General features: G+C 59.2%; 14 protein-coding genes. 2 read left to right on the top strand and 12 right to left on the bottom strand.

Annotated features, from left to right (window positions below; translation table 11 throughout):
* Nucleotides 1-18 precede the first annotated feature (18 nt).
* The 5 genes from ABGM91_RS04425 to ABGM91_RS04445 form a co-directional block, all read right to left on the bottom strand.
* Nucleotides 19-717, bottom strand: coding sequence for a PEP-CTERM sorting domain-containing protein (locus tag ABGM91_RS04425; protein ID WP_354833989.1), 699 nt, complete (start codon nt 715-717; stop codon nt 19-21).
* 408 nt (nt 718-1,125) lie between these two features.
* Nucleotides 1,126-2,415 (bottom strand): aminotransferase class I/II-fold pyridoxal phosphate-dependent enzyme, encoded by a 1,290-nt coding sequence (locus ABGM91_RS04430; RefSeq protein WP_354833991.1) that lies wholly within the window; start codon nt 2,413-2,415, stop codon nt 1,126-1,128.
* A 120-nt stretch (nt 2,416-2,535) separates the two neighbouring features.
* Nucleotides 2,536-3,783: a radical SAM protein gene (locus ABGM91_RS04435; RefSeq protein WP_215426801.1), complete on the bottom strand. Its 1,248-nt coding sequence runs from the start codon at nt 3,781-3,783 to the stop codon at nt 2,536-2,538.
* Nucleotides 3,776-4,837, bottom strand: a complete 1,062-nt coding sequence (locus ABGM91_RS04440; RefSeq protein WP_354833993.1) for a radical SAM protein — start codon at nt 4,835-4,837, stop codon at nt 3,776-3,778. Before ABGM91_RS04440 ends, ABGM91_RS04435 begins: the two co-directional genes overlap by 8 nt.
* Before the next feature lie 71 nt (nt 4,838-4,908).
* Nucleotides 4,909-5,703, bottom strand: a complete 795-nt coding sequence (locus ABGM91_RS04445) for a hypothetical protein (RefSeq protein ID WP_354833995.1) — start codon at nt 5,701-5,703, stop codon at nt 4,909-4,911.
* A gap of 221 nt (nt 5,704-5,924) precedes the next feature.
* Between ABGM91_RS04445 and ABGM91_RS04450 the strand changes: the two genes are divergently transcribed.
* Nucleotides 5,925-6,374: a hypothetical protein gene (locus ABGM91_RS04450; RefSeq protein ID WP_354833997.1), complete on the top strand. Its 450-nt coding sequence runs from the start codon at nt 5,925-5,927 to the stop codon at nt 6,372-6,374.
* Nucleotides 6,375-6,444: 70 nt separating this feature from the next.
* Here the strand turns inward: ABGM91_RS04450 and ABGM91_RS04455 are convergent, their stop codons facing one another.
* From ABGM91_RS04455 to lysS, 5 genes are all read right to left on the bottom strand, one after another.
* Nucleotides 6,445-6,879 carry an exosortase system-associated protein, TIGR04073 family gene (locus ABGM91_RS04455; RefSeq protein ID WP_102712942.1) on the bottom strand — a complete coding sequence of 145 codons (435 nt, stop codon included), beginning with the start codon at nt 6,877-6,879 and terminating at the stop codon, nt 6,445-6,447.
* Nucleotides 6,880-6,936: 57 nt separating this feature from the next.
* On the bottom strand, nt 6,937-7,947 hold the full coding sequence (locus ABGM91_RS04460; RefSeq protein WP_354833999.1) for an NAD(P)H-dependent glycerol-3-phosphate dehydrogenase: 1,011 nt from the start codon (nt 7,945-7,947) through the stop codon (nt 6,937-6,939).
* A gap of 1 nt (nt 7,948) precedes the next feature.
* Nucleotides 7,949-8,605 (bottom strand): glycerol-3-phosphate 1-O-acyltransferase PlsY, encoded by a 657-nt coding sequence (gene plsY / locus ABGM91_RS04465; protein WP_354834000.1) that lies wholly within the window; start codon nt 8,603-8,605, stop codon nt 7,949-7,951.
* A gap of 154 nt (nt 8,606-8,759) precedes the next feature.
* Nucleotides 8,760-9,545 carry a protein phosphatase 2C domain-containing protein gene (locus ABGM91_RS04470; RefSeq protein WP_354834001.1) on the bottom strand — a complete coding sequence of 262 codons (786 nt, stop codon included), beginning with the start codon at nt 9,543-9,545 and terminating at the stop codon, nt 8,760-8,762.
* A gap of 16 nt (nt 9,546-9,561) precedes the next feature.
* Nucleotides 9,562-11,043 (bottom strand): lysine--tRNA ligase, encoded by a 1,482-nt coding sequence (gene lysS, locus ABGM91_RS04475; RefSeq protein WP_354834003.1) that lies wholly within the window; start codon nt 11,041-11,043, stop codon nt 9,562-9,564.
* 344 nt (nt 11,044-11,387) lie between these two features.
* On the opposite strand from lysS, the gene nifJ reads away from it, so the two are divergent.
* Nucleotides 11,388-14,966: a pyruvate:ferredoxin (flavodoxin) oxidoreductase gene (nifJ, locus tag ABGM91_RS04480; protein ID WP_354834005.1), complete on the top strand. Its 3,579-nt coding sequence runs from the start codon at nt 11,388-11,390 to the stop codon at nt 14,964-14,966.
* A gap of 423 nt (nt 14,967-15,389) precedes the next feature.
* Here the strand turns inward: nifJ and ABGM91_RS04485 are convergent, their stop codons facing one another.
* Both ABGM91_RS04485 and hisF read right to left on the bottom strand, forming a co-directional pair.
* Nucleotides 15,390-17,504: a glycoside hydrolase domain-containing protein gene (locus ABGM91_RS04485; protein WP_354834007.1), complete on the bottom strand. Its 2,115-nt coding sequence runs from the start codon at nt 17,502-17,504 to the stop codon at nt 15,390-15,392.
* Nucleotides 17,505-17,576: 72 nt separating this feature from the next.
* Nucleotides 17,577-18,344 carry an imidazole glycerol phosphate synthase subunit HisF gene (gene hisF, locus ABGM91_RS04490; RefSeq protein ID WP_215426788.1) on the bottom strand — a complete coding sequence of 256 codons (768 nt, stop codon included), beginning with the start codon at nt 18,342-18,344 and terminating at the stop codon, nt 17,577-17,579.
* Between the last annotated feature and the right edge of the window lie 158 nt (nt 18,345-18,502).

Below are 18,502 nucleotides of genomic sequence, written 5' to 3' on the forward strand. Positions count from 1 at the left end.
GGTTGGCGGAATGGCTGTTCACCGGCTCCGGTACCTCCGTACGGCCAGCGCGCCCAGGCCCAGCATCCCCAGGGAGACGGAACCCGGTTCCGGAACAATCTCATAGGCCACCTGAATGTTGGAGAGCGTGTAAGGGGAGGTGGCGGAGCCCGCACCGCCGCGCACTCCTGCAACTACCTTGTAACCCTCTCCCCACGCCAGGGGGGCATCCGCCATGTTCAGGGAGACGGTCGTCGTCCTGGAGGTGGAATTAAAGGTGAAGCTTTCCATGGCGGAGAGGTCCTGGACAAGCGTTCCGGCAGAGTCATAAACCGCCAGAACCATGACGTAGCTGGTAATGACGGAGGCTGGCGTATCACAGGAAAAAACGATGGAGGAGACAAGGTCCCCCTGCTCCGGACCTCCCAGCACCATGGCAAAGGAGTCTCCGGCCACGCCGCTCCTGCCGCACAGGATGATGGAGCCGACGTTCTCGTTGTTGATCCAGGTTCCTTCTCCATTTTGGGGCCAGTTGGCCAGGCTGTTGTTATTGCCTCCCGCATAGACGCCAAACCCGCGGGTCCTTACCTTATCCAGAAGCTGGTTCCCCGTCTGCGGCGCCATGGTTGCCGTTTGCGGCAAATTGGCCGATTCAGGCAGTTCAGCAATAATGGTGGCGGCATTCGCGGCCAGTACGCTGGCGCAGCTTATTAATACAGCACAATATCTACTTTTCATAAGTTACACACCATAATAAATTTATTATGTTATGTCAATTTACAATTAAGAAGAAAAGTCTTTGAATTTTCCGCTTTTTCTGAAATCTGGCGCATCTTCTTGAGGTTGAAAGGCCGAAGCGTTTCCCGGAACGCGCCCTTGCTGGATTTTTCTTTATAACCCTATTAAAATACCTATTTTACGTGGAATTAAGCTTTGGAATAAGGGGAAAATGAAATGAAGTTATTTTTCTGCGGAGTTTCCGCAGGTTTTTACAGGGGAGGGGAGGCTCCTGCTCCGGGAAATGGTCTTTCCGGAGGCGTTCCACACTCCGTGCCATCCCGGCCTTCCCCATACCACACACAGAGCAGCCGTTCCGCGGAGATGCCCGCGGAACGGCTGCTCGTACGAGAAAGGAAAGACCAGGGTTTAACGGATGGCTTCCAGAGCCTGACCGAGGTCTGCAATAATGTCTTCCGCGGCTTCCGTCCCTACGGAAAAGCGGATGAGGTCGGGCCGGACACCCGCTTCCATGAGCTGTTCATCCGTCAACTGGCGGTGCGTATGGCTGGCGGGATGGAGAACGCAGGTGCGGGAATCCGCCACATGGGTGACGATGGCGGCCAGTTTCAGGCTGTCCATGAATTTGATGGCGCGGTCACGGCCGCCCCGGATACCGAAGGTGACCACCCCGCAGGATTGCCCGCCGCGGAATTGCTTCTGCGCCAGGTCATGATACTTGTTGGACGGCAGGCCCGGATAGTTGATCCAGGCCACTTCCTCCCGGTTTTCCAGGAATTCCGCCACCTTTTGCGCGTTTTCACAGTGACGGGGCACACGCAGGTGCAGGGTTTCCAGGCCCAGGTTGAGCAGGAAGGCGTTCTGCGGGGACTGGATGGAACCCAGGTCGCGCATGAGCTGGACGGTCGCCTTGGTGATGTAGGCGCCCTTGCCGAAGCTCTTGCTGTAGGAAAGCCCGTGGTAGGAGGGGTCCGGCTCCGTCAGGCCCGGGAATTTGTCCCTATGGGCTTCCCAGTCAAAGTTGCCGCTGTCCACAATGGCTCCGCCCACTGCCGTGGCATGGCCGTCCATATACTTGGTGGTGGAGTGGGTGACAATGTCCACGCCCCATTCAAAGGGACGGCAGTTGATGGGCGTGGCAAAGGTATTGTCCACGATCAGGGGAACGCCGTGCGCATGGGCGATGTCCGCCATCTTGCTGATGTCCAGCACACAAAGCGTGGGATTGGAAATGGTTTCCGCAAACAGGGCTTTCGTATTGGGGCGGAAGGCCTTGGCTATTTCCTCCGCCGGGGCGTCCTGGTCCACAAAGGTGACTTCTATGCCCATCTTGCGGAAAGTGACGGCAAAAAGGTTGTACGTCCCCCCGTAAATGGAAGCGGCGCTGACGATGTGGTCTCCGGCCTCGCAGATGTTGAAAACGGCAAAGAAGGAAGCCGCCTGTCCGGAGGAGGTCAGGATGGCGGCCACGCCGCCTTCCAACTCCGCGATTTTTCTGGCAACCGCTTCATTGGTGGGATTCTGAAGGCGCGTGTAAAAGAATCCGGCTTCTTCCAGATCGAACAATTTGGCCATTTGCTCGCTGGTTTCATACTTGAACGTGGTGCTCTGGTAAATGGGCAATACGCGGGGTTCTCCCTTTTTGGGGGTCCAGCCCGCCTGCACGCACAGCGTTTCCGGTCTCAGTTCCTGACTCATGATGCAGGGATGCTATGCCATGCCGCGTGCCTTGTAAAGCAGGGAAAAGCGCGGTTTTCTTCCTGTACGCAGTGCAGCGTGGGGCATCCCTGGCTGTGCCGGGCAAAGCCTTGTGCGGAATCAGTCGGCTTCCGGCAGAGGGGTGGAAATTTCCTCTTCCGTCAGGTAGCAGCCGGGGTCGGACCCGTACCAGTGCCCGTTGGCGAACGCGGCACGGGTGCGGAAGCCGCCCCCGCACAGGGCAAAGTGCACGCAGCGGCCGCAGCGGCCTTCAATCTTTTTCTGCCGTTCCAGGGGGTCGTCGGACCCGCGCAGTTCAGGCAGCATGTCCGCCGCAGCGCCCGCCTTGGCGTCCCAAAGGTCGGAAAACAGGTTGGCCTTCACATTGCCCAGCGTGACGGACTGCCAGAACTGGTCCGGATGCACGGTGCCCTGGGTGTCAATGTTGGCAATGCCGCGGCCGGAGCTGTTCGCCCCGCCGCCGTTCCACTGGAGGAGGTTCAGCGTGTCCTTGGCCAGCGGGGAACCTTCCCGGAGCTGGCGCAGCAGCAGGTAAATGCCGTCCGCGGGCTGGGTAACGGTCAGCACTTCACGGTTCTTGCCCTCCGCCTTCCACTGCTCCACACGGGCAATCAGGGTGTCCATGGCATGGCGCGCCTCTTCCTGCGTCAGGGTCTGCACCTCCACGCCGCGGCCCGTGGGAACCAGATGGTAGAAGCAGACGCGCTGGATGTCATTGGCGTCAATGAAGTCCAGAATCTGCTCCATGCACTGCACGTTGTTGCGGGTCAGCGTCAGGCGCAGGCCCGTTTTCTGCCCCACTTCACTGCAGAGCTTGAAACCGCGCACCGCCTGTTCAAAAGAGCCTTCCACTCCGCGGAACTTGTCATGGACGGCGCCGATGCCGTCCAGGGAAATTCCCACGTACGCCACGCCCAGTTCTTTGAACCGCGCGGCGGCTTCCGGCGTAATGCGGGTGCCGTTCGTGGAAATGGTCACCTTCAGCCCTTTTCCGGTGGCGCGTTCCAGCAGCTCCATGAAGCGCGGATGCACCAGCGGCTCCCCTCCGGAGAACAGCAGGGCGTTCACCTTGTAGTCCGCCAGATCGTCAATGACCGCGCAGCACTGGTCCCAGTCCAGCTCCCCTTCAAATTTCCTGGCGGAGGCGTCCGCATAGCAATGCACGCACTTGAGGTTGCAGGTGCGCGTGATGTTCCAGACCACAATGGGCTTCCGGACGCGGGAAGAGGCCGGAGCGCAGGATTCCACGGCACCTCCCGCAGAGCGGCCGTGCCCGTGGCCCTGCCCGTATCTCAAATGGTCCGCGGGCTGTTCCGCCCCTGTCCAAAGTCTGGTAATATTAATCATGGTGTTGTGAAAGCCTGGGCTGGTAGGGGCAGAGGTTGTCTTCCGCCATCATGTCTCCGTAAACGGCATAGGCGCGGGAACGGGAGCCGCCGCAGACGGTGCGGTACTCGCACCGGCCGCATTTGCCCTGCAGCGCGTTGTCGTCCCGGAGTTTGAGGAAAAGGGGGTGCGTGCGGTAGATTTCCCCCGGATCGTCCGTCCGGACGTTTCCCGCCGTAACGGGAAGGAAGCCGGAAGGCTGGATTTCCCCGGTATGGGAGATAAACATGATCCCCTTGCCGTCCCGGGTGGGGATGGCGCGGCGCGCAGGCTTGCTCCCCTGCGCGCGGGCTTCCTGAAGGGCTACACGGCGGTAATGGTGCCCTTCCGTGGTTTTGACGCCGAAGGGGACTTCACGGCTTACCTTGCTGAGTTTTTCCCAGACGGCCTCCACTTCTTCCGCCGTGGGCATTTCATCCATGGCGGCGCGGCCCGTGGGCACCAGCAGGAACACGCTCCACATTCCCGGCTCCATCTTCTTCATCAGCCCCACAAAGTCGTCAAACTCGCCCAAGGTGCTTCTGGTGATGGTGGTGTTGATTTGCAGGTGCATGCCCGCCTCCTTTGCCATTTCCGCCGCTCGGAGGGTCCGTTCATACGTGTGGGGAACGCCGCGGAAGGCGTCATGCGTAGCCTCATGCGCACCGTCCAGGCTCAGGGACATGCTTTGGACCCCGGCCTCCTTCAAGGCATGAAAGTCCGCATGCAGCAGCCGGGCGGTAGCGGCGGGGCTCAACGCCACGTGCAGCCCCTTTCCCGCCGCCGCGCGGATCAATTCCAGAATGTCCGGCCTCATGACGGGGTCCCCGCCCGTCAGTACCAGCATGGGGGGACGCAACTCCGCCAATTGGTCAATCAGGCGCAGGGCTTCCTCATGGGTCAATTCATCAGGATGAGGCCGCGGCTGGGCCACGGCGCGGCAATGTTTGCACGCCAGCGCGCAGGCGCGCGTCACTTCCCAGAAAACCAGGAAGGGGCGTTCATTGAGATCTGTTTCACTAAAAATCGGTCGCATTCCTCAGGACAGTCACTTTAGAACAATTATAATTTTTGACCAGTCCAAAAGAGGGGCATTCCCCAGAAAGTTCACTTGGCCGCCTCTTCACGGATTTTCTGAACTTCCTTAGGCAATTCGGAAAGGGAATTCAGGGCTTCCTTCAGGTTCTTGGAGGCATCCGGAGAAAGCATGATGGCCGTCACATGCTTGACGATGGGCTGCATCATTTCCACAAGCTGCTGCTGCACTCCCGTCAGCTTGGCCTGCTGGTTGCGGGTGAGGGGCGGCAGGGCGGCCTGCTTTTTGGCAATGTCCAGCAGAGCGGCCCGGTAATGCCCTATCTGGTTTACGGCAGCCTTGCTGGTTTCCTCATCCTTCACCCTGGACAGGGAGTCATCCAGCTTCTTGACTTCATCCACGGTTTTAGCCAGCAGGGTTTCATGCGTGTTGCCCTCCGCATCCTTCGGGAACGGCTCCGCCTGCGCCAGTTCCGTCTGGACGGACTGCAAATCCATCAAAGCCTTCTGCAAGTCAGGCGTGAGCAGGCCTTCTTTTTTCAAACGGGCCAGGGATTTCACCAACTCACCGGAAATCTTCTGCACTTCCGTCATCTGGGCGGAAATCTGCGCCTGCTCCTGCGGCGTGGCGCCGGGCAGCTCCAACTGCCTTTTCCCAAGGTCTACCAGCTTTTCACGCACCTTTTTAACCGTTTTCACGGCGTCCGCCGCTCCGGGCTCATCCGTCACCTTGTCCAGCGCCGCCGTAATTTCATGCATGCTGGCAACGCTCTGTTTGGTCAGGGAAAGATGGGTGTCCTGGGCAAATGCGGGGGCCGTCATGCAGACGGCAGCGCCCAGGCCGATGAAAGCAACTGTTTTATTCATGATGGGAAAGCCTTTCCGCGTGGAAAGATACTTCTTCCTTCATCTCCCGTCAATCGTGACGGTCGTCACGAAGGACAACCCCTTCTTTTCTACATACGGTCAGTGACAGGCAAGCACTCTTTTATGCCTTTGTAAAAGCCATTTCCCCGCCCGGGCAGGGCTCTCTTTTCACCTGTAAACGCTGTAGCCATGATAGGGGCTCAACCACTAATTAATACGATATGGCTCAATTAACAATACAACAATTTCTAGGATACAGCCCCGATGATAGAGGCCGCTTCATCAATCATATGGCCCGGTTCGGACAGCACGTTGATACCGTTCTCGGCAGTGTCGCCAGGACTGATTACCCCTGGGATATTCCCGGCGGCTGGGAGGGCTGGTTCCAGGTTGAATTTGCCACGTACCTCACTATGAACAATATTGATCATGAACGGGAAAACGGCATCCAGGGATACGGAACGCCTGATTTCCTTTTTTCAAATGGCCCTTATCTTGCCCCCATTGAAATCAAATGCCATCATCCGGGCAGCAATATTACGCAAGATGCCTTAGCGGATGTGGCTAAACTGCAACAAACCAAGAGGAGTTTCCACCATGCCCATACTCTTACCGGCACCGTGGGCGGAGTCAACCCTCCCAACATGGAAATTTACTACTGCGGACAATAAGACTTTAACATTAAAAAGGGCTGTCTGCTCCATTGCAGACAGCCCTTTTGAAATTTTCAACAGTCGGACCTTAGTCGCGCTGCTGGCGGGAGTACTTGTAGTAGCTCTGGAAGCTGAGTTCCGCCGGGAATTCGCTCAAGCCGCCGTTGGGGTTGTATTCCTTAAGGCCGCTCATGCCGCAACGTCCCTGATAAGGGGGCTTGTACGTGCACTTGTAAGTGGGGGCCCAGAACGTGACCAGCTCATAGATGCCGTAGCCCATGCGTTCAAGCATGGTAGCGGTGCCATCAACAATGCCCACGGAAAAACCGGCATAGTCGCCTTCACGGCTGGTCCAGTTGATCACTCCAAGCGGAATTTCCTCAACGGAATAAATGAGGTTGGCGATGGCGCGGCCCAGCTTGCGGGTGGGGGTGTATTCGGAAGCGGGAGGAGCCTGAATGTCCGCACTGGCGACACCGATGGCGCCGGCGGCAAAAAGAGCTGAGATGATGGCACGTTTCATACTGATTGTTTATATAGTACAATTTGTCGAGGAAAAGCAACTCAAAAAAACAAAAAATCAATCTAATTCCGGCCGCGGGTCACGCGTCATGAGCTCCACAAGCGCTTCCATCGGCGGCTTGGATTCATAAAGAACGGAATACACGGCGTCAATCAGGGGCGTCCTGACTCCCAGCTTCCGCGCAATTTCATAGACAGAGAGCGTGTTGGGCACCCCTTCCGCCACCATGCCCAGGGTGTCCAGGATTTCCTGGAGGCTTTTCCCTTCCGCCAGCCTCCGGCCCACCGTCTGGTTGCGGGAGTGGCGGGAATAGCAGGTGACAATGAGATCTCCCACGCCGGAGAGGCCCATGAAGGTTTCCCTGCGGCCTCCGCTGGCTACGCCGATGCGCGTCATTTCCGCCAGGCCGCGGGTCAGCAGGGCGGCCTGGGCGTTATCCCCCAGCTTCAGGCCCTCGCACAGTCCGGCGCCGATGGCGAAGACGTTCTTGATGGTTCCCCCCAGCTGCATCCCGATGATGTCCGTGGCGGAGTAAACGCGGAAGGTTTTGGAAACGAAGATTTGCTGCACCCAGTCCGCATACTTGGGGTCCTCAAAACCGATCAGGGAGGCGGACGGAAGGCCCAGGCAGATGTCTTCCGCATGGTTGGGGCCGGAAAGCACGCCTATGGGGTTGGAGGGCAGGTACTCCTGAAGGATCTCCGTCATTCTTTTATGGGTGCCCTGTTCAATGCCCTTGGTGCAGGAGACGATGACGGCGTCCGGCCGCACCGGGAGGCCGCGCAGCCGCTGCGCCACGGAACGCATGGCTACGGAAGGCACCACTACTACGATGAGTTCCGCATCCTTCACCTGCTCCAGGTCACATGTGGGGTGGATGTTGGGAGCCAGGGGAGCGGCGGTCTCGGACAGGACCGGGCTGCGCCTCGTTTCCGCAAGCTGGCGGGCCTGCGCTTCTTCCGGCGTCCACAGGACGACTTCACATTCGCGGGTGGCCAGGACCATGGACAGGGCCGTACCCCAGGAACCGGCGCCGATGACTGCTATTTTATGTAACCGATTCATCATCTTACTTGGACTTTTTGGAATAGAAGGAGTGCTCCGTTCCGTTGAGGAGCCTCACGATATTGGAACGGTGCTTGAGAATGACCAGCGCCCCCACCACGGTAAAAAAGGCAACGTAAAGTATCTGGGGAGAAACGGCCCCATCCCGGCAAAGCGGGTAGGACCACCACCCGGCGGCGATCATCGCCGCGGCAGCGACCAGGCTGGCCAGCGACACGATGCCGGATATTACCATGAGCACCAGCCACACGCCCAGAGCCACACAGGCCACCACCGGATTGAGGGCAAATAAGACGCCCGCGGTTGTCGCCACGCCTTTTCCGCCCCTGAACCCAAGGAAACAGGTATAGGTATGGCCGAGCACCACGGCAAAACAGACGAGAACCACCACGGCGTTGAAATCCCAGCCGCCCGCATCCCCCGTCAAAAACGGCAGCCAGTTCAAGGCGCCGAACACGGGCACGAATCCCTTCAAAAAGTCCAGGATGAAAACGGAGAGGCCCCACTTCCAGCCCAGCACGCGCCATGCATTGGTAGCCCCTATGTTGCGGGAACCCTGCTGCCTCAGGTCAAGGCCCCTGACCCTGCCGGCAAGGTAGCCGAACGGAACCGCTCCAACCAGGTAGGAGGCTGCAATATAGAGAACTATCCAGGCAATCATGTCGTGCGGAGGGTATTCTACCCCCCCGCCAGTCAAATGACAATGGGGAAATCATCTCGCCGCCAGTTCTTTCCGGCGCCTCCGTTCCAGCGGAAACGCGGAATATTCAGGGCCCCGCCAATTTCCGGTCCCGGCACGCTCCGGCGGCACCGTTTTATTTGTCTTCAGTCCCCGGCTTCCGCATCACGGCGGCCCAGACGGAGGCATTGTCCTGCTGGGGTTCCAGCATGTCCTTCACCTGCTCCATGATGGTTTCCGCCAGCTTCCGGCTGGAACAGTCACGGGCTTTCTGAAGGGCCAGGAAGGAAGGCTCCCTAAGCAGCTCGCACCAGACCTGCAGGCCGTCCGAACAGGCCAGCACCGCATCCCCGGGGTGCAGGAGCAGGGGAACGGCGCTGATGTCCACCAGCTCCATGGGGCCGCCCATGACAGCGGAACGTAGCACGCAGCGCTGGCGCAGGGCGCCCTGGAGGGACATTTCCCCCTTCCGGTAAAGACAATCCGCAATCGGCCTCATGGAGTGGTCTTCATTCAGGCGGTCCATGCGGAAGCTGTCCGCTCCGCTCCACAGGTAGAGGGGGGAATCCCCCACGCTGATCCACCACAGGGAGCGGTCACGGATGAAGACGGCCAGCAGCGTGGTTCCGGATTCCTCCGGTTCCTTCTGGATGGAGGCCAGCGCACGGTTGGCGGCATGCAGGGCTTCCGTCAGCCGTTCCGGAATATCCTCCACCGCGCTTTCTGCAAAAGCCCCGGCAAATTCCTCCGCCACCACGCAGGAGGCGCAGTCCCCGCGGAGATGGCCCCCCATGCCGTCGCACACAATCCCCAGCATCCCGCCGGCGGCGGGAAGGCTTTTAACCACGTCTTCCTGCTCACGGCGTTTGCCGATCCATTGGGCGGAAGCGCAGTCCAGGGTATCCGGGGTGCGGGGAGCCATGCGGCCAGGGGGTAAATTAACTGTCTTTGCGCTTCAGCTGCGGGAACAGCAGGACGTCACGGATGGAGGAAGCGCCCGTCAGCATCATGATGACGCGGTCAATGCCGATGCCGATGCCGCCTGCGGAAGGCATGCCGTATTCCAGCGTTTCAATGAAGTCGTAATCCACGCGCTGGGTTTCTCCGGCGGCCTGGTGTTCCAGGCGCTCCTTCTGCACGTCCGGATCATTCAGTTCCGAGTAACCGGGGGAAATTTCCTGCCCGTTGATTACCAGTTCATACACGTCCACCACGTCCGGGTTTTCCCGGTTCAACTTGGCCAGGGGTACCAGGTCCTTCGCCACATGGGTGACAAAGCAGGGGTTCATGGTTTTTTCCTCCACCAGCTTTTCATATACCTGCTGGGAGACGTCCACATCCTTCATATCCGGGCTGATTTCCACGTCCAGCTCTTCACAGCGGGCCCGGCGTTCCTCCGGAGAAATGTCAAACCAGTCCTGTCCGGCCACGCCGCGGATCAGATCCTGATAGTCGGCGCGCTTCCAGGGGCGGGAGAGGTCAATCGTGTAAAGCACGTTGCCTTCCGCATCCTTGTGGTCAATCTGGAGGCCTCCGCAGAACTTTTCCGCCAGGTGGCAGATGAGCTCTTCCACCATGTTGGCCATGGTTTCAAAATCCCCGCAGGCGCAGTAGGCTTCCAGCATGGTGAATTCCGGGTTGTGGCGGCGGTCGATGCCTTCATTGCGGAAGCTGCGGTTGAGTTCAAAAATCTTGGTGAAGCCGCCCACCATCAGGCGCTTGAGGAAGAGTTCCGGAGCAATGCGGAGCGTCAGCGGCATGTCCAGCGCGTTATGGTAGGTTTCAAACGGCTTGGCGGCGGCGCCCCCGGCCACGTCCTGAAGCATGGGGGTCTCCACCTCCAGATAGCCGCGGTCCTGAAGAAAGCGGCGCATCTCCGCAATCATGAGGGAGCGCGTGACGAACAGGGCCGCGCTTTCCTCATTGGCAATGAGGTCCAGATGGCGCTTGCGGTACGTGACTTCCTTGTCAGCCAGGCCATGCCATTTGTCCGGCAGCGGACGCAGGCTCTTGGAAAGAATGGTCAGGCCGGAAACCTTCACGGTGGGTTCCCCGGTGCGGGTCAGGAATGTGGTGCCCTTGATGCCGATCCAGTCCCCGCGGTCCAGGAGCTTCCACAGCTTCCAGGTAGTTTCATCCACCTCATTCTTGTGCAGGAACCCCTGGATTTTGCCGCGCACGTCCCCGATGACGAAAAACTGGGATTTCCCCATGTCGCGAATGGCCAGCAGGCGGCCGGCCACAGCCTCCTGTTTGTCTTCCTTGAAATCGGCTTTCAATCCGGCGGGAGTGTTGGTCACGTCAAATCTTGCGCCGTAGGGGTCTATTCCCAGCTCGCGGATCTTGGCGAGCTTGTCGCGGCGCACGGCAATGAGTTCGGATTCCGTCGTATTCGGATGTGCCTGCTGTTGTTCGGACATAGTGCGGGGATTTTAAAGGCTTGCCTCCGTTTTGGCTAGTGCATTGTCAGGCAGGGGAACATTTTTGGGCGGGAGCCTTGAAGAGGGTTGCGTTCACCCCTCCTTTCCGGGGCCCACGCTTCCGCACGAGCGGAGGACCGCCAGCGGCTCTTCCGGACGGCCCCGGAGAACCACGCAAGAGACAATATTCAAAGGATTTGAAGGGAAACTGGTCTTATTATTAAAAAACAGCCAACAAAACCCCGTTTACGCATAATTGCTTTTACCTTTGGCGTCAGACATGTTATAACTGTCTCCGTTAAGGCGCACCTTATTTATCAATTATATACTATCCGTGCAGACTTATGAGTGATCAGACAACCGTAACTTACAGCACGATTGACGCTAACGAAGCCGTAGCCTCCGTAGCCTATCGTTTTTCTGAAGTCATTGCCATTTACCCCATTACACCGTCTTCTCCCATGGGTGAATCAGCTGAAAGCTGGTCCGCTGTGAACCGGAAGAACCTGTGGGGCACCGTTCCTTCCGTTGTGGAAATGCAGAGTGAAGGCGGCGCCGCCGGCGCAGTCCACGGCGCCCTCCAGACCGGAGCCATGGCAACCACCTTCACCGCATCCCAGGGCCTTCTGCTGATGATCCCGAACATGTTCAAGATCGCAGGGGAACTGACTCCGGCCGTGTTCCATGTGGCCGCCCGTTCCCTGGCCTACCAGGGCCTCTCCATCTTCGGCGACCACAGCGACGTGATGAGCGCCCGCTCCTGCGGCTGGGCCATGCTGTGCGGCTCCTCCACGCAGGAAGCTGCGGACTTTGCCGCCATTTCCCACGCCGCCACGCTGGAATCCCGCGTTCCGTTCATGAACTTCTTTGACGGCTTCCGCACATCCCATGAAATCGGCAAGATTGCAGACATCACGGACGATACGCTGAACGGCATGATCAAGCAGGAATGGGTGGACTCCTTCCGCGAGCGCGCCCTGACGCCTGACGCTCCCGTGCTGCGCGGCACCGCCCAGAACCCGGACGTTTACTTCCAGGGCCGTGAAACGGTCAACCAGTTCTATGAAGCCACCCCCGCCATCGTGCAGAAGGCCATGGACAGGTTTGCAGGCCTCACGGGCCGTTCCTACCATCTGGTGGACTACACCGGCGCCCCGGACGCTGCACGCGTCATCATCCTGATGGGCTCCGGCGCTGAAGCCGTGGAAGAAACGGTGGAAGCCATGATTGCCCGTGAAAACGCCAAGGTGGGCGTGCTGAAGGTGCGCCTGTTCCGCCCCTTCCCCGCCGCGGAACTGATCAAGGCCCTTCCCTCCACGGTCAAAAAGATCGCCGTGCTGGACCGCACCAAGGAACCCGGTTCCCAGGGTGAACCGCTCCATCAGGACGTCATCCAGGCCCTCTTTGATGCCCAGGGCTCCGGCACGCTCTCCTTCACCAACGGCATGCCCAAGGTGGTAGGCGGCCGCTACGGCCTTTCCTCCAAGGAATTCACTCCCGCCATGGTCAAGGGCATCTATGACAGCCTGGAACAGGACGCCCCCAAGAACCACTTCACCATCGGCATTAACGACGACGTGCTGGGCACCAGTATTCCGTACGATGAAGATTACTCCACGGAAGCGGACGACGTGACGCGCGCCATGTTCTTCGGCCTCGGTTCCGACGGCACCGTGGGCGCCAACAAGGACGCCATCAAGATCATCGGCCAGCATACGGACCTGTATGTGCAGGGCTACTTCGTGTACGACTCCAAGAAGGCCGGTTCCTCCACCATCTCACACCTGCGCTTCGGTCCGCGCCCGATCAAGTCCACGTACCTAATCACCAAGGCCAACTTCCTGGCGCTGCACCAGCCCACGCTGCTGAACCTGTTTGACTTCCTGAAGAACGCCGCCAACGGCGCCACCTTCCTGATGAACAGTCCGCACCCCGCGGACAAGCTGTGGGACACGCTGCCCGCACGCATGCAGCAGCAGATTCTGGACAAGAACCTCAAGCTTTACACGATTGACGCCTTCTCCGTGGCCCGCAAGACGGGCATGGGCGGCCGCATCAACATGATCATGCAGACCTGCTTCTTCAAGCTGGCCGGCGTGATTCCCGCTGACGAGGCCATCGGCTACATCAAAAAAGCCATTGCCAAGACCTACGCCAAGAAGGGCCAGGAAGTGGTTGACAAGAACATCGCCGCTGTGGACGCCACCCTGGAAAACCTGCACCGGGTGGACACCACCGGCAAGACCATCACCGGCCATGCCATTCCCCCCGTCATGTCCGCAGACGCTCCGGACTACGTCCAGAACGTCCTCGGCAAAATGATGTGCGGTGAAGGGGACAGCATCCCCGTCAGCCAGATGCCCGTGGACGGCACGTTCCCGAACGGCACTTCCCAGTATGAAAAGCGCAATCTGGCGCTGGACCTGCCGGAATGGGACCCCGCCATCTGCATCCAGTGCGGCAAGTGCACGGCCGTTTGCCCGCACGCCGCCATCCGCAGCAAGTTCTTTGCCCCGGACGCCCTCTCCAGCGCGCCCGCGAGCTTTGAGTCCCTGGATGCCAAGCATCCGGACTGGAAGGGTGAAAAATTCGTCATCCAGGTCTCCCCGAACGACTGCACGGGCTGCACGCTCTGCTCCGACGTCTGCCCGGCCAAGAGCAAGACGGACCCGACCCACAAGGCCCTGACCATGGTTCCCGCCGAGAAGATTCACGACAGGGAAGAAGCCAACTGGGACTTCTTCATGAGCCTTCCGGACGTGGACCGCACCAAGGTAAGGACGGACAACATCCGCTCCATGCAGGTGCTGCGCCCGCTGTTCGAATTCTCCGGCGCCTGCGCCGGCTGCGGTGAAACCCCGTACGTGAAGATGCTCTCCCAGCTCTTCGGCAACCGCCTGGTGGTCGCCAATGCCACGGGCTGCTCCTCCATCTACGGCGGCAACCTGCCCACCACCCCGTGGTCCCATGATGCGGAAGGACGCGGACCGGCCTGGTCCAACTCCCTCTTTGAAGACAACGCCGAATTCGGCCTTGGCTTCCGCGTCTCCCTGGACAAGCAGATGGAACACGCCATCGAGCTCCTCCGTGACGCCGCCGGGATCGTGGGCCAGGAACTGGTTGACCAGATCCTGACCAACCCGCAGAAGGATGAGGCGGACATCGAACAGCAGCGTGAAAACGTCGCCGAACTCAAGAAGAGAATCACCGGCAAGCCGGAATGCGCACGCCTCCTGACCATGGCGGACAAGCTTGTCCGCAAAAGCGTCTGGATCCTCGGCGGCGACGGCTGGGCCTATGACATCGGCTACGGCGGCCTGGACCACATCCTTGCCAGCGGCAAGAACGTGAAGGTGCTGGTCATGGATACGGAAGTATACTCCAACACCGGCGGCCAGTGCTCCAAGTCCACCCCGCGCGCTGCCGTGGCCAAGTTCGCCACAACCGGTAAGCCCGGCGTGAAGAAGGACCTGGGCCTGATGGCCATGACCTACGGCAACGTGTATGTGGCCTCCGTCGCCCTCGGCGCAAAGGACGAGCACACGCTGAAGGCCTTCGTGGAAGCGGAAGCCTATGACGGCCCCGCCATCATCATCGCCTACTCTCACTGCATCTCCCACGGCATCAACATGGCCAAGGGCCTGCAGCAGCAGAAGGCATGGGTGGACACAGGCCGCATCCTGCTCTACCGCTACAATCCGGACCTGGCCCTCCAGGGCAAGAGCCCGCTGATTGTGGAAGGCAAGGGCCCGAAGGGCGACCTGCGCGACGTACTCCTCAGCGAAAACCGCTTCAAGCTTCTGGCCAAGACCAACAAGGAAGGCTTTGAAAAGCTCCTTGAAGAAGCCCAGAAGGACGTCTGGCACCGCTGGAACCTGTACCAGAGCATTGCCAACATGGGCGCCGACAAGCCCGCGGAATAAACCGTACGGCCACTGAACTTCAACGCCCCTGCACGGTTCGTCCGGCAGGGGCGTTTTTGCAGCCGGAAAACGTGTTCATGCCGCGGGGATATGCTCTTCCACCGCGTCTTTGATGGCCATTTTGCCGGACATAAGGGCCTCCCGGCCTTTATCAAAGGCGTCCAGCCATGTCTGCACGTTTATTCCGTCCCGGGAGTTCGCAACGCTCCCTGATGGTCTTCCTTGCCCTCTGCCCCATGGAGTGGTTCATTCCCGTGCGGCAGTAAAATGACCCATGCAAAGGAAACAATCCGGCCCTTGTCCTGTACAGGGTCCCATCCCATGGCCAACCGGCACCCCCCTGAACGCAATCATCCGGCTCTGAAAAAATCAAAGCCGGATGAGCTATTTCGTTTAATTTACAGAAGGTTATTTCTTCAACAATTATTTCCGTGAAGCCTCCGCTGTCTTGCGGATGATTTCACGGGCCTTGCGCACGTCATCCTCGTGGGAATCGCCGCGGCTTTTTTCCACGGTGAAAAGTTTAGAAAGCTCCTCATCCATGCGGGCCACAGCGGCTTTCGCCTTAGGATTCTTCGCAGCGCGGGCACGCAGAATATTGACCTTTTCAAATTCTTCCAGTCCGTCGCGGAGTTTTTCAAACCGCAGGGAACTGAGGTTTCCAGGATAAACCAGGTAGCAGTCTCCCGCGGGCCAGTTGCCGAAGTCCGTTTTTTCAAACGGATTGCGGTTCCAGGAATTGTAGGCCCATCTCAGAAAACCGTCCAGATGGTTGGCGGCGGCAAAGAGAGGCAGCCATTCCGCCTCCGCCAGCGGGGAAACGGTGAAGGTATTGGGCTTTTTGGGATGGACGCAAACGTAGAAGGTCGTCTTTTTCCCTTCCTTCTTGCGCTGCGCCAGCAGATCGCCCATGACTGTGCCCGCATGGTCAATCACGGGAGAGACGTCATACACGTCCCGGGTCATGGCGGTAGGGCGGTTGACGGCGGAGACGATCTTGAATTCCGGAGCGTACTTGTCCAGCACGTTCTTGGCCGCCTTCACCATGGCGTCCGGCCGTTCATCCAGCCCGATGCAGGTCTTGTCCAGCCATCCCTTGCTCTTGACGTGCTTGCGGAAATCCGCCAGGAAAGGCCCCCAGATGGCTTCGTAGGAAGGATCGTCCGGCTTGAGGTCCAGGAACTTGTATTTTCCGGTAGCTTCATCCAGATAACGGACTTTCATGTTCCACGGAATCATGGTGTAGCAGGATATCTGGCCCTTGACGCCCACCTCGTTCATCATGAAGGAAACCCATTTGTCAAAGTTGGCGTAGTTCCAGCGCATGGTTCCGTTTTTGTCCTTGATCCATTCGATCATGGGCGGGAACCAGTCGTAAGTCTGGGCGTTCCAGGCTTCATCAATCAGGGAGCAGGTAATGGCTTTCTGTCCGGCGTCCGCCAGCCTCTTCATCACCGGCTTCATCAGCGCGAAATGTTCCGGAGACCACGGCTCCACATCATGCCAGCGGGCCACGGCCTGCGGATGCTGCCAAAGGTCCAGGTGAACCTGCCAGTTGGCGGGCGCAGGCAGAGATTCCGGAGCCACTTCCAGAACTACGGGAACGCTCACGGGAGAGCCGCTTTCAGCGGAAACCACTATTTTTCCCTTGTACACGTCGGGTTTGGCGGATGGGGGAATGTTGACTTCCACCCAGACGGGGCGCACGCCTCCCGCCTGGAGGTCGCAGGTGTTTTCACTGCCTATGATATCTGAAATGAGCCTGTTGCCCCCCTTGGTGTAGCGTATCATGGAGGTCCGGACGGGAATCACCTGTCCGGCAGCGTTTTTTACCCCGGCGCAGGCTGCGGACAACTGGGGCTGCGCCTGGGAAGACCAGACGGCAATCTGCCCGCCGGCACGCTCACCCCTCCAGCCGGACAGGCGCACGGCATCCTGGAGCATTTCCTGCCCGGGCGCGCCGCTGTAAGGGATGCGGTCATAGTCCTTCACCGCTGCGGCTTGCAGGTTCAGCGCGGCATCAGGGCCGTAACCCTTGATTTCCACCAGATGCCCCCCTTTATCATTGCCGACGCTGTTGCCCAGAAAAGTGATTTTGACGTACCGGACCGTCTGGGGATTGAATTTGAAGGGAACGCCTTCCGAAGTGGCGGCAATGCTGTTGGAAGACTGGTCCGCCAGCATTTTCCAATTCCTGCCGTCTTCGGAACCTTCTATTTTATATTTGTAAATGCGGCCCCCCTCCCAATACGGCCAGACATGCAGGGCGGAAAGCGTGCGGGGCTTCCCCATGTCTATCTGGAGCCAGACGGGAATGCCCTCACAGCCCCAGTATTTGCCCGCGTTGTTCGCCTGGCCGTCCACGGCCAGTTCCGGACGGTCATTGCCGTAATGCCCGGAAGCGGTTACTTTGGCCCCGGAAAACAGGTTGCCTGCATCACCCGCCGCTCCGGCGGAAACCAGGGCGGGTTCGTACAAGGGGTGCCTGTCCGGGGACTGGGCGTGAACAAAAGACGTTAAGGCAATAACGGAACACACAGGAAAAAGAAAACGGCGCATGTACACACTACGTGCCGGAATTCCATTTTCTCTCAAAAAAGAATATTTCCGCTATTCCGCCAGAGGCCGTACCGGAATGCCCCTGGAGGCAAAGTAGGTTTTGGCTTCCGGCACCGTATATTCGCCAAAGTGGAAGATGGAAGCCGCCAGGACGGCGTCCGCCTTTCCCTCCACCAGCACTTCCACCATGTGGTCCAGGTTGCCCGCTCCGCCGCTGGCGATCACGGGAATGCGCACGGCCTCACTGACGGCACGGGTCAGTTCAATATCGTAACCCGTCTTGGCCCCGTCCGCATCCATGCTGGTCAGCAGGATTTCCCCCGCTCCGCGGCGTTCCGCCTCCACGGCCCATTCCACGGCATCCAGCCCCACGAATTTACGGCCGCCATGGGTGGAAACGCCCCATTTTCCGGGAGCCTGCCTCTTGGCGTCAATGGCCACGACGATGCACTGGCTGCCGAAGGCCGCGGCCCCCTCATTAATCAGGTCCGGGCGGTTGATGGCCGCCGTATTGAGAGAGACCTTGTCCGCCCCGGCCAGAAGCATTTCCCGCATGTCCTTCACGGAGCGGATGCCTCCGCCCACGGTCAGCGGCATGAAGCAGCAGGCCGCCGTGCGGCGCACCACGTCCACCATGGTGGCGCGGCCGTCGGAAGAAGCGGTAATATCCAGAAAAACAAGTTCGTCCGCCTGCTGGGCATCATACGCCCTGGCGCATTCCACCGGATCCCCGGCGTCCCTCAAATTGACGAAGTTGGTTCCCTTGACGACTCTGCCGTCCGTCACGTCCAGACACGGAATGATTCTTTTTGCCAGCACGCCCCTATAAAGCCATCCCGTCCGGGAAAGAAAAAGCTTAAAATATGCCTTTCCTCCGGAAAGCATTCATCAAAAAGTTTCCGTCTTCCCGCTCCGCGCTCCGGGATTGACTCTTATTGACATTACCTTTGATTTTTAAACGCATTCTCTGAAGTTCA

The organism is Akkermansia muciniphila, from assembly GCF_040616545.1.
Classification (GTDB): Bacteria; Verrucomicrobiota; Verrucomicrobiia; order Verrucomicrobiales; family Akkermansiaceae; genus Akkermansia; species Akkermansia muciniphila_E.

Coding starts and splice junctions, on each gene's coding strand:
- ABGM91_RS04425 (WP_354833989.1), bottom strand. CDS start 717: ATGAAAAGTAGATATTGTGCTGTATTAATAAGCTGCGCCAGCGTACTG.
- ABGM91_RS04430 (WP_354833991.1), bottom strand. CDS start 2,415: ATGAGTCAGGAACTGAGACCGGAAACGCTGTGCGTGCAGGCGGGCTGG.
- ABGM91_RS04435 (WP_215426801.1), bottom strand. CDS start 3,783: ATGATTAATATTACCAGACTTTGGACAGGGGCGGAACAGCCCGCGGAC.
- ABGM91_RS04440 (WP_354833993.1), bottom strand. CDS start 4,837: ATGCGACCGATTTTTAGTGAAACAGATCTCAATGAACGCCCCTTCCTG.
- ABGM91_RS04445 (WP_354833995.1), bottom strand. CDS start 5,703: ATGAATAAAACAGTTGCTTTCATCGGCCTGGGCGCTGCCGTCTGCATG.
- ABGM91_RS04450 (WP_354833997.1), top strand. CDS start 5,925: ATGGCTCAATTAACAATACAACAATTTCTAGGATACAGCCCCGATGAT.
- ABGM91_RS04455 (WP_102712942.1), bottom strand. CDS start 6,879: ATGAAACGTGCCATCATCTCAGCTCTTTTTGCCGCCGGCGCCATCGGT.
- ABGM91_RS04460 (WP_354833999.1), bottom strand. CDS start 7,947: ATGATGAATCGGTTACATAAAATAGCAGTCATCGGCGCCGGTTCCTGG.
- plsY (WP_354834000.1), bottom strand. CDS start 8,605: ATGATTGCCTGGATAGTTCTCTATATTGCAGCCTCCTACCTGGTTGGA.
- ABGM91_RS04470 (WP_354834001.1), bottom strand. CDS start 9,545: ATGGCTCCCCGCACCCCGGATACCCTGGACTGCGCTTCCGCCCAATGG.
- lysS (WP_354834003.1), bottom strand. CDS start 11,043: ATGTCCGAACAACAGCAGGCACATCCGAATACGACGGAATCCGAACTC.
- nifJ (WP_354834005.1), top strand. CDS start 11,388: ATGAGTGATCAGACAACCGTAACTTACAGCACGATTGACGCTAACGAA.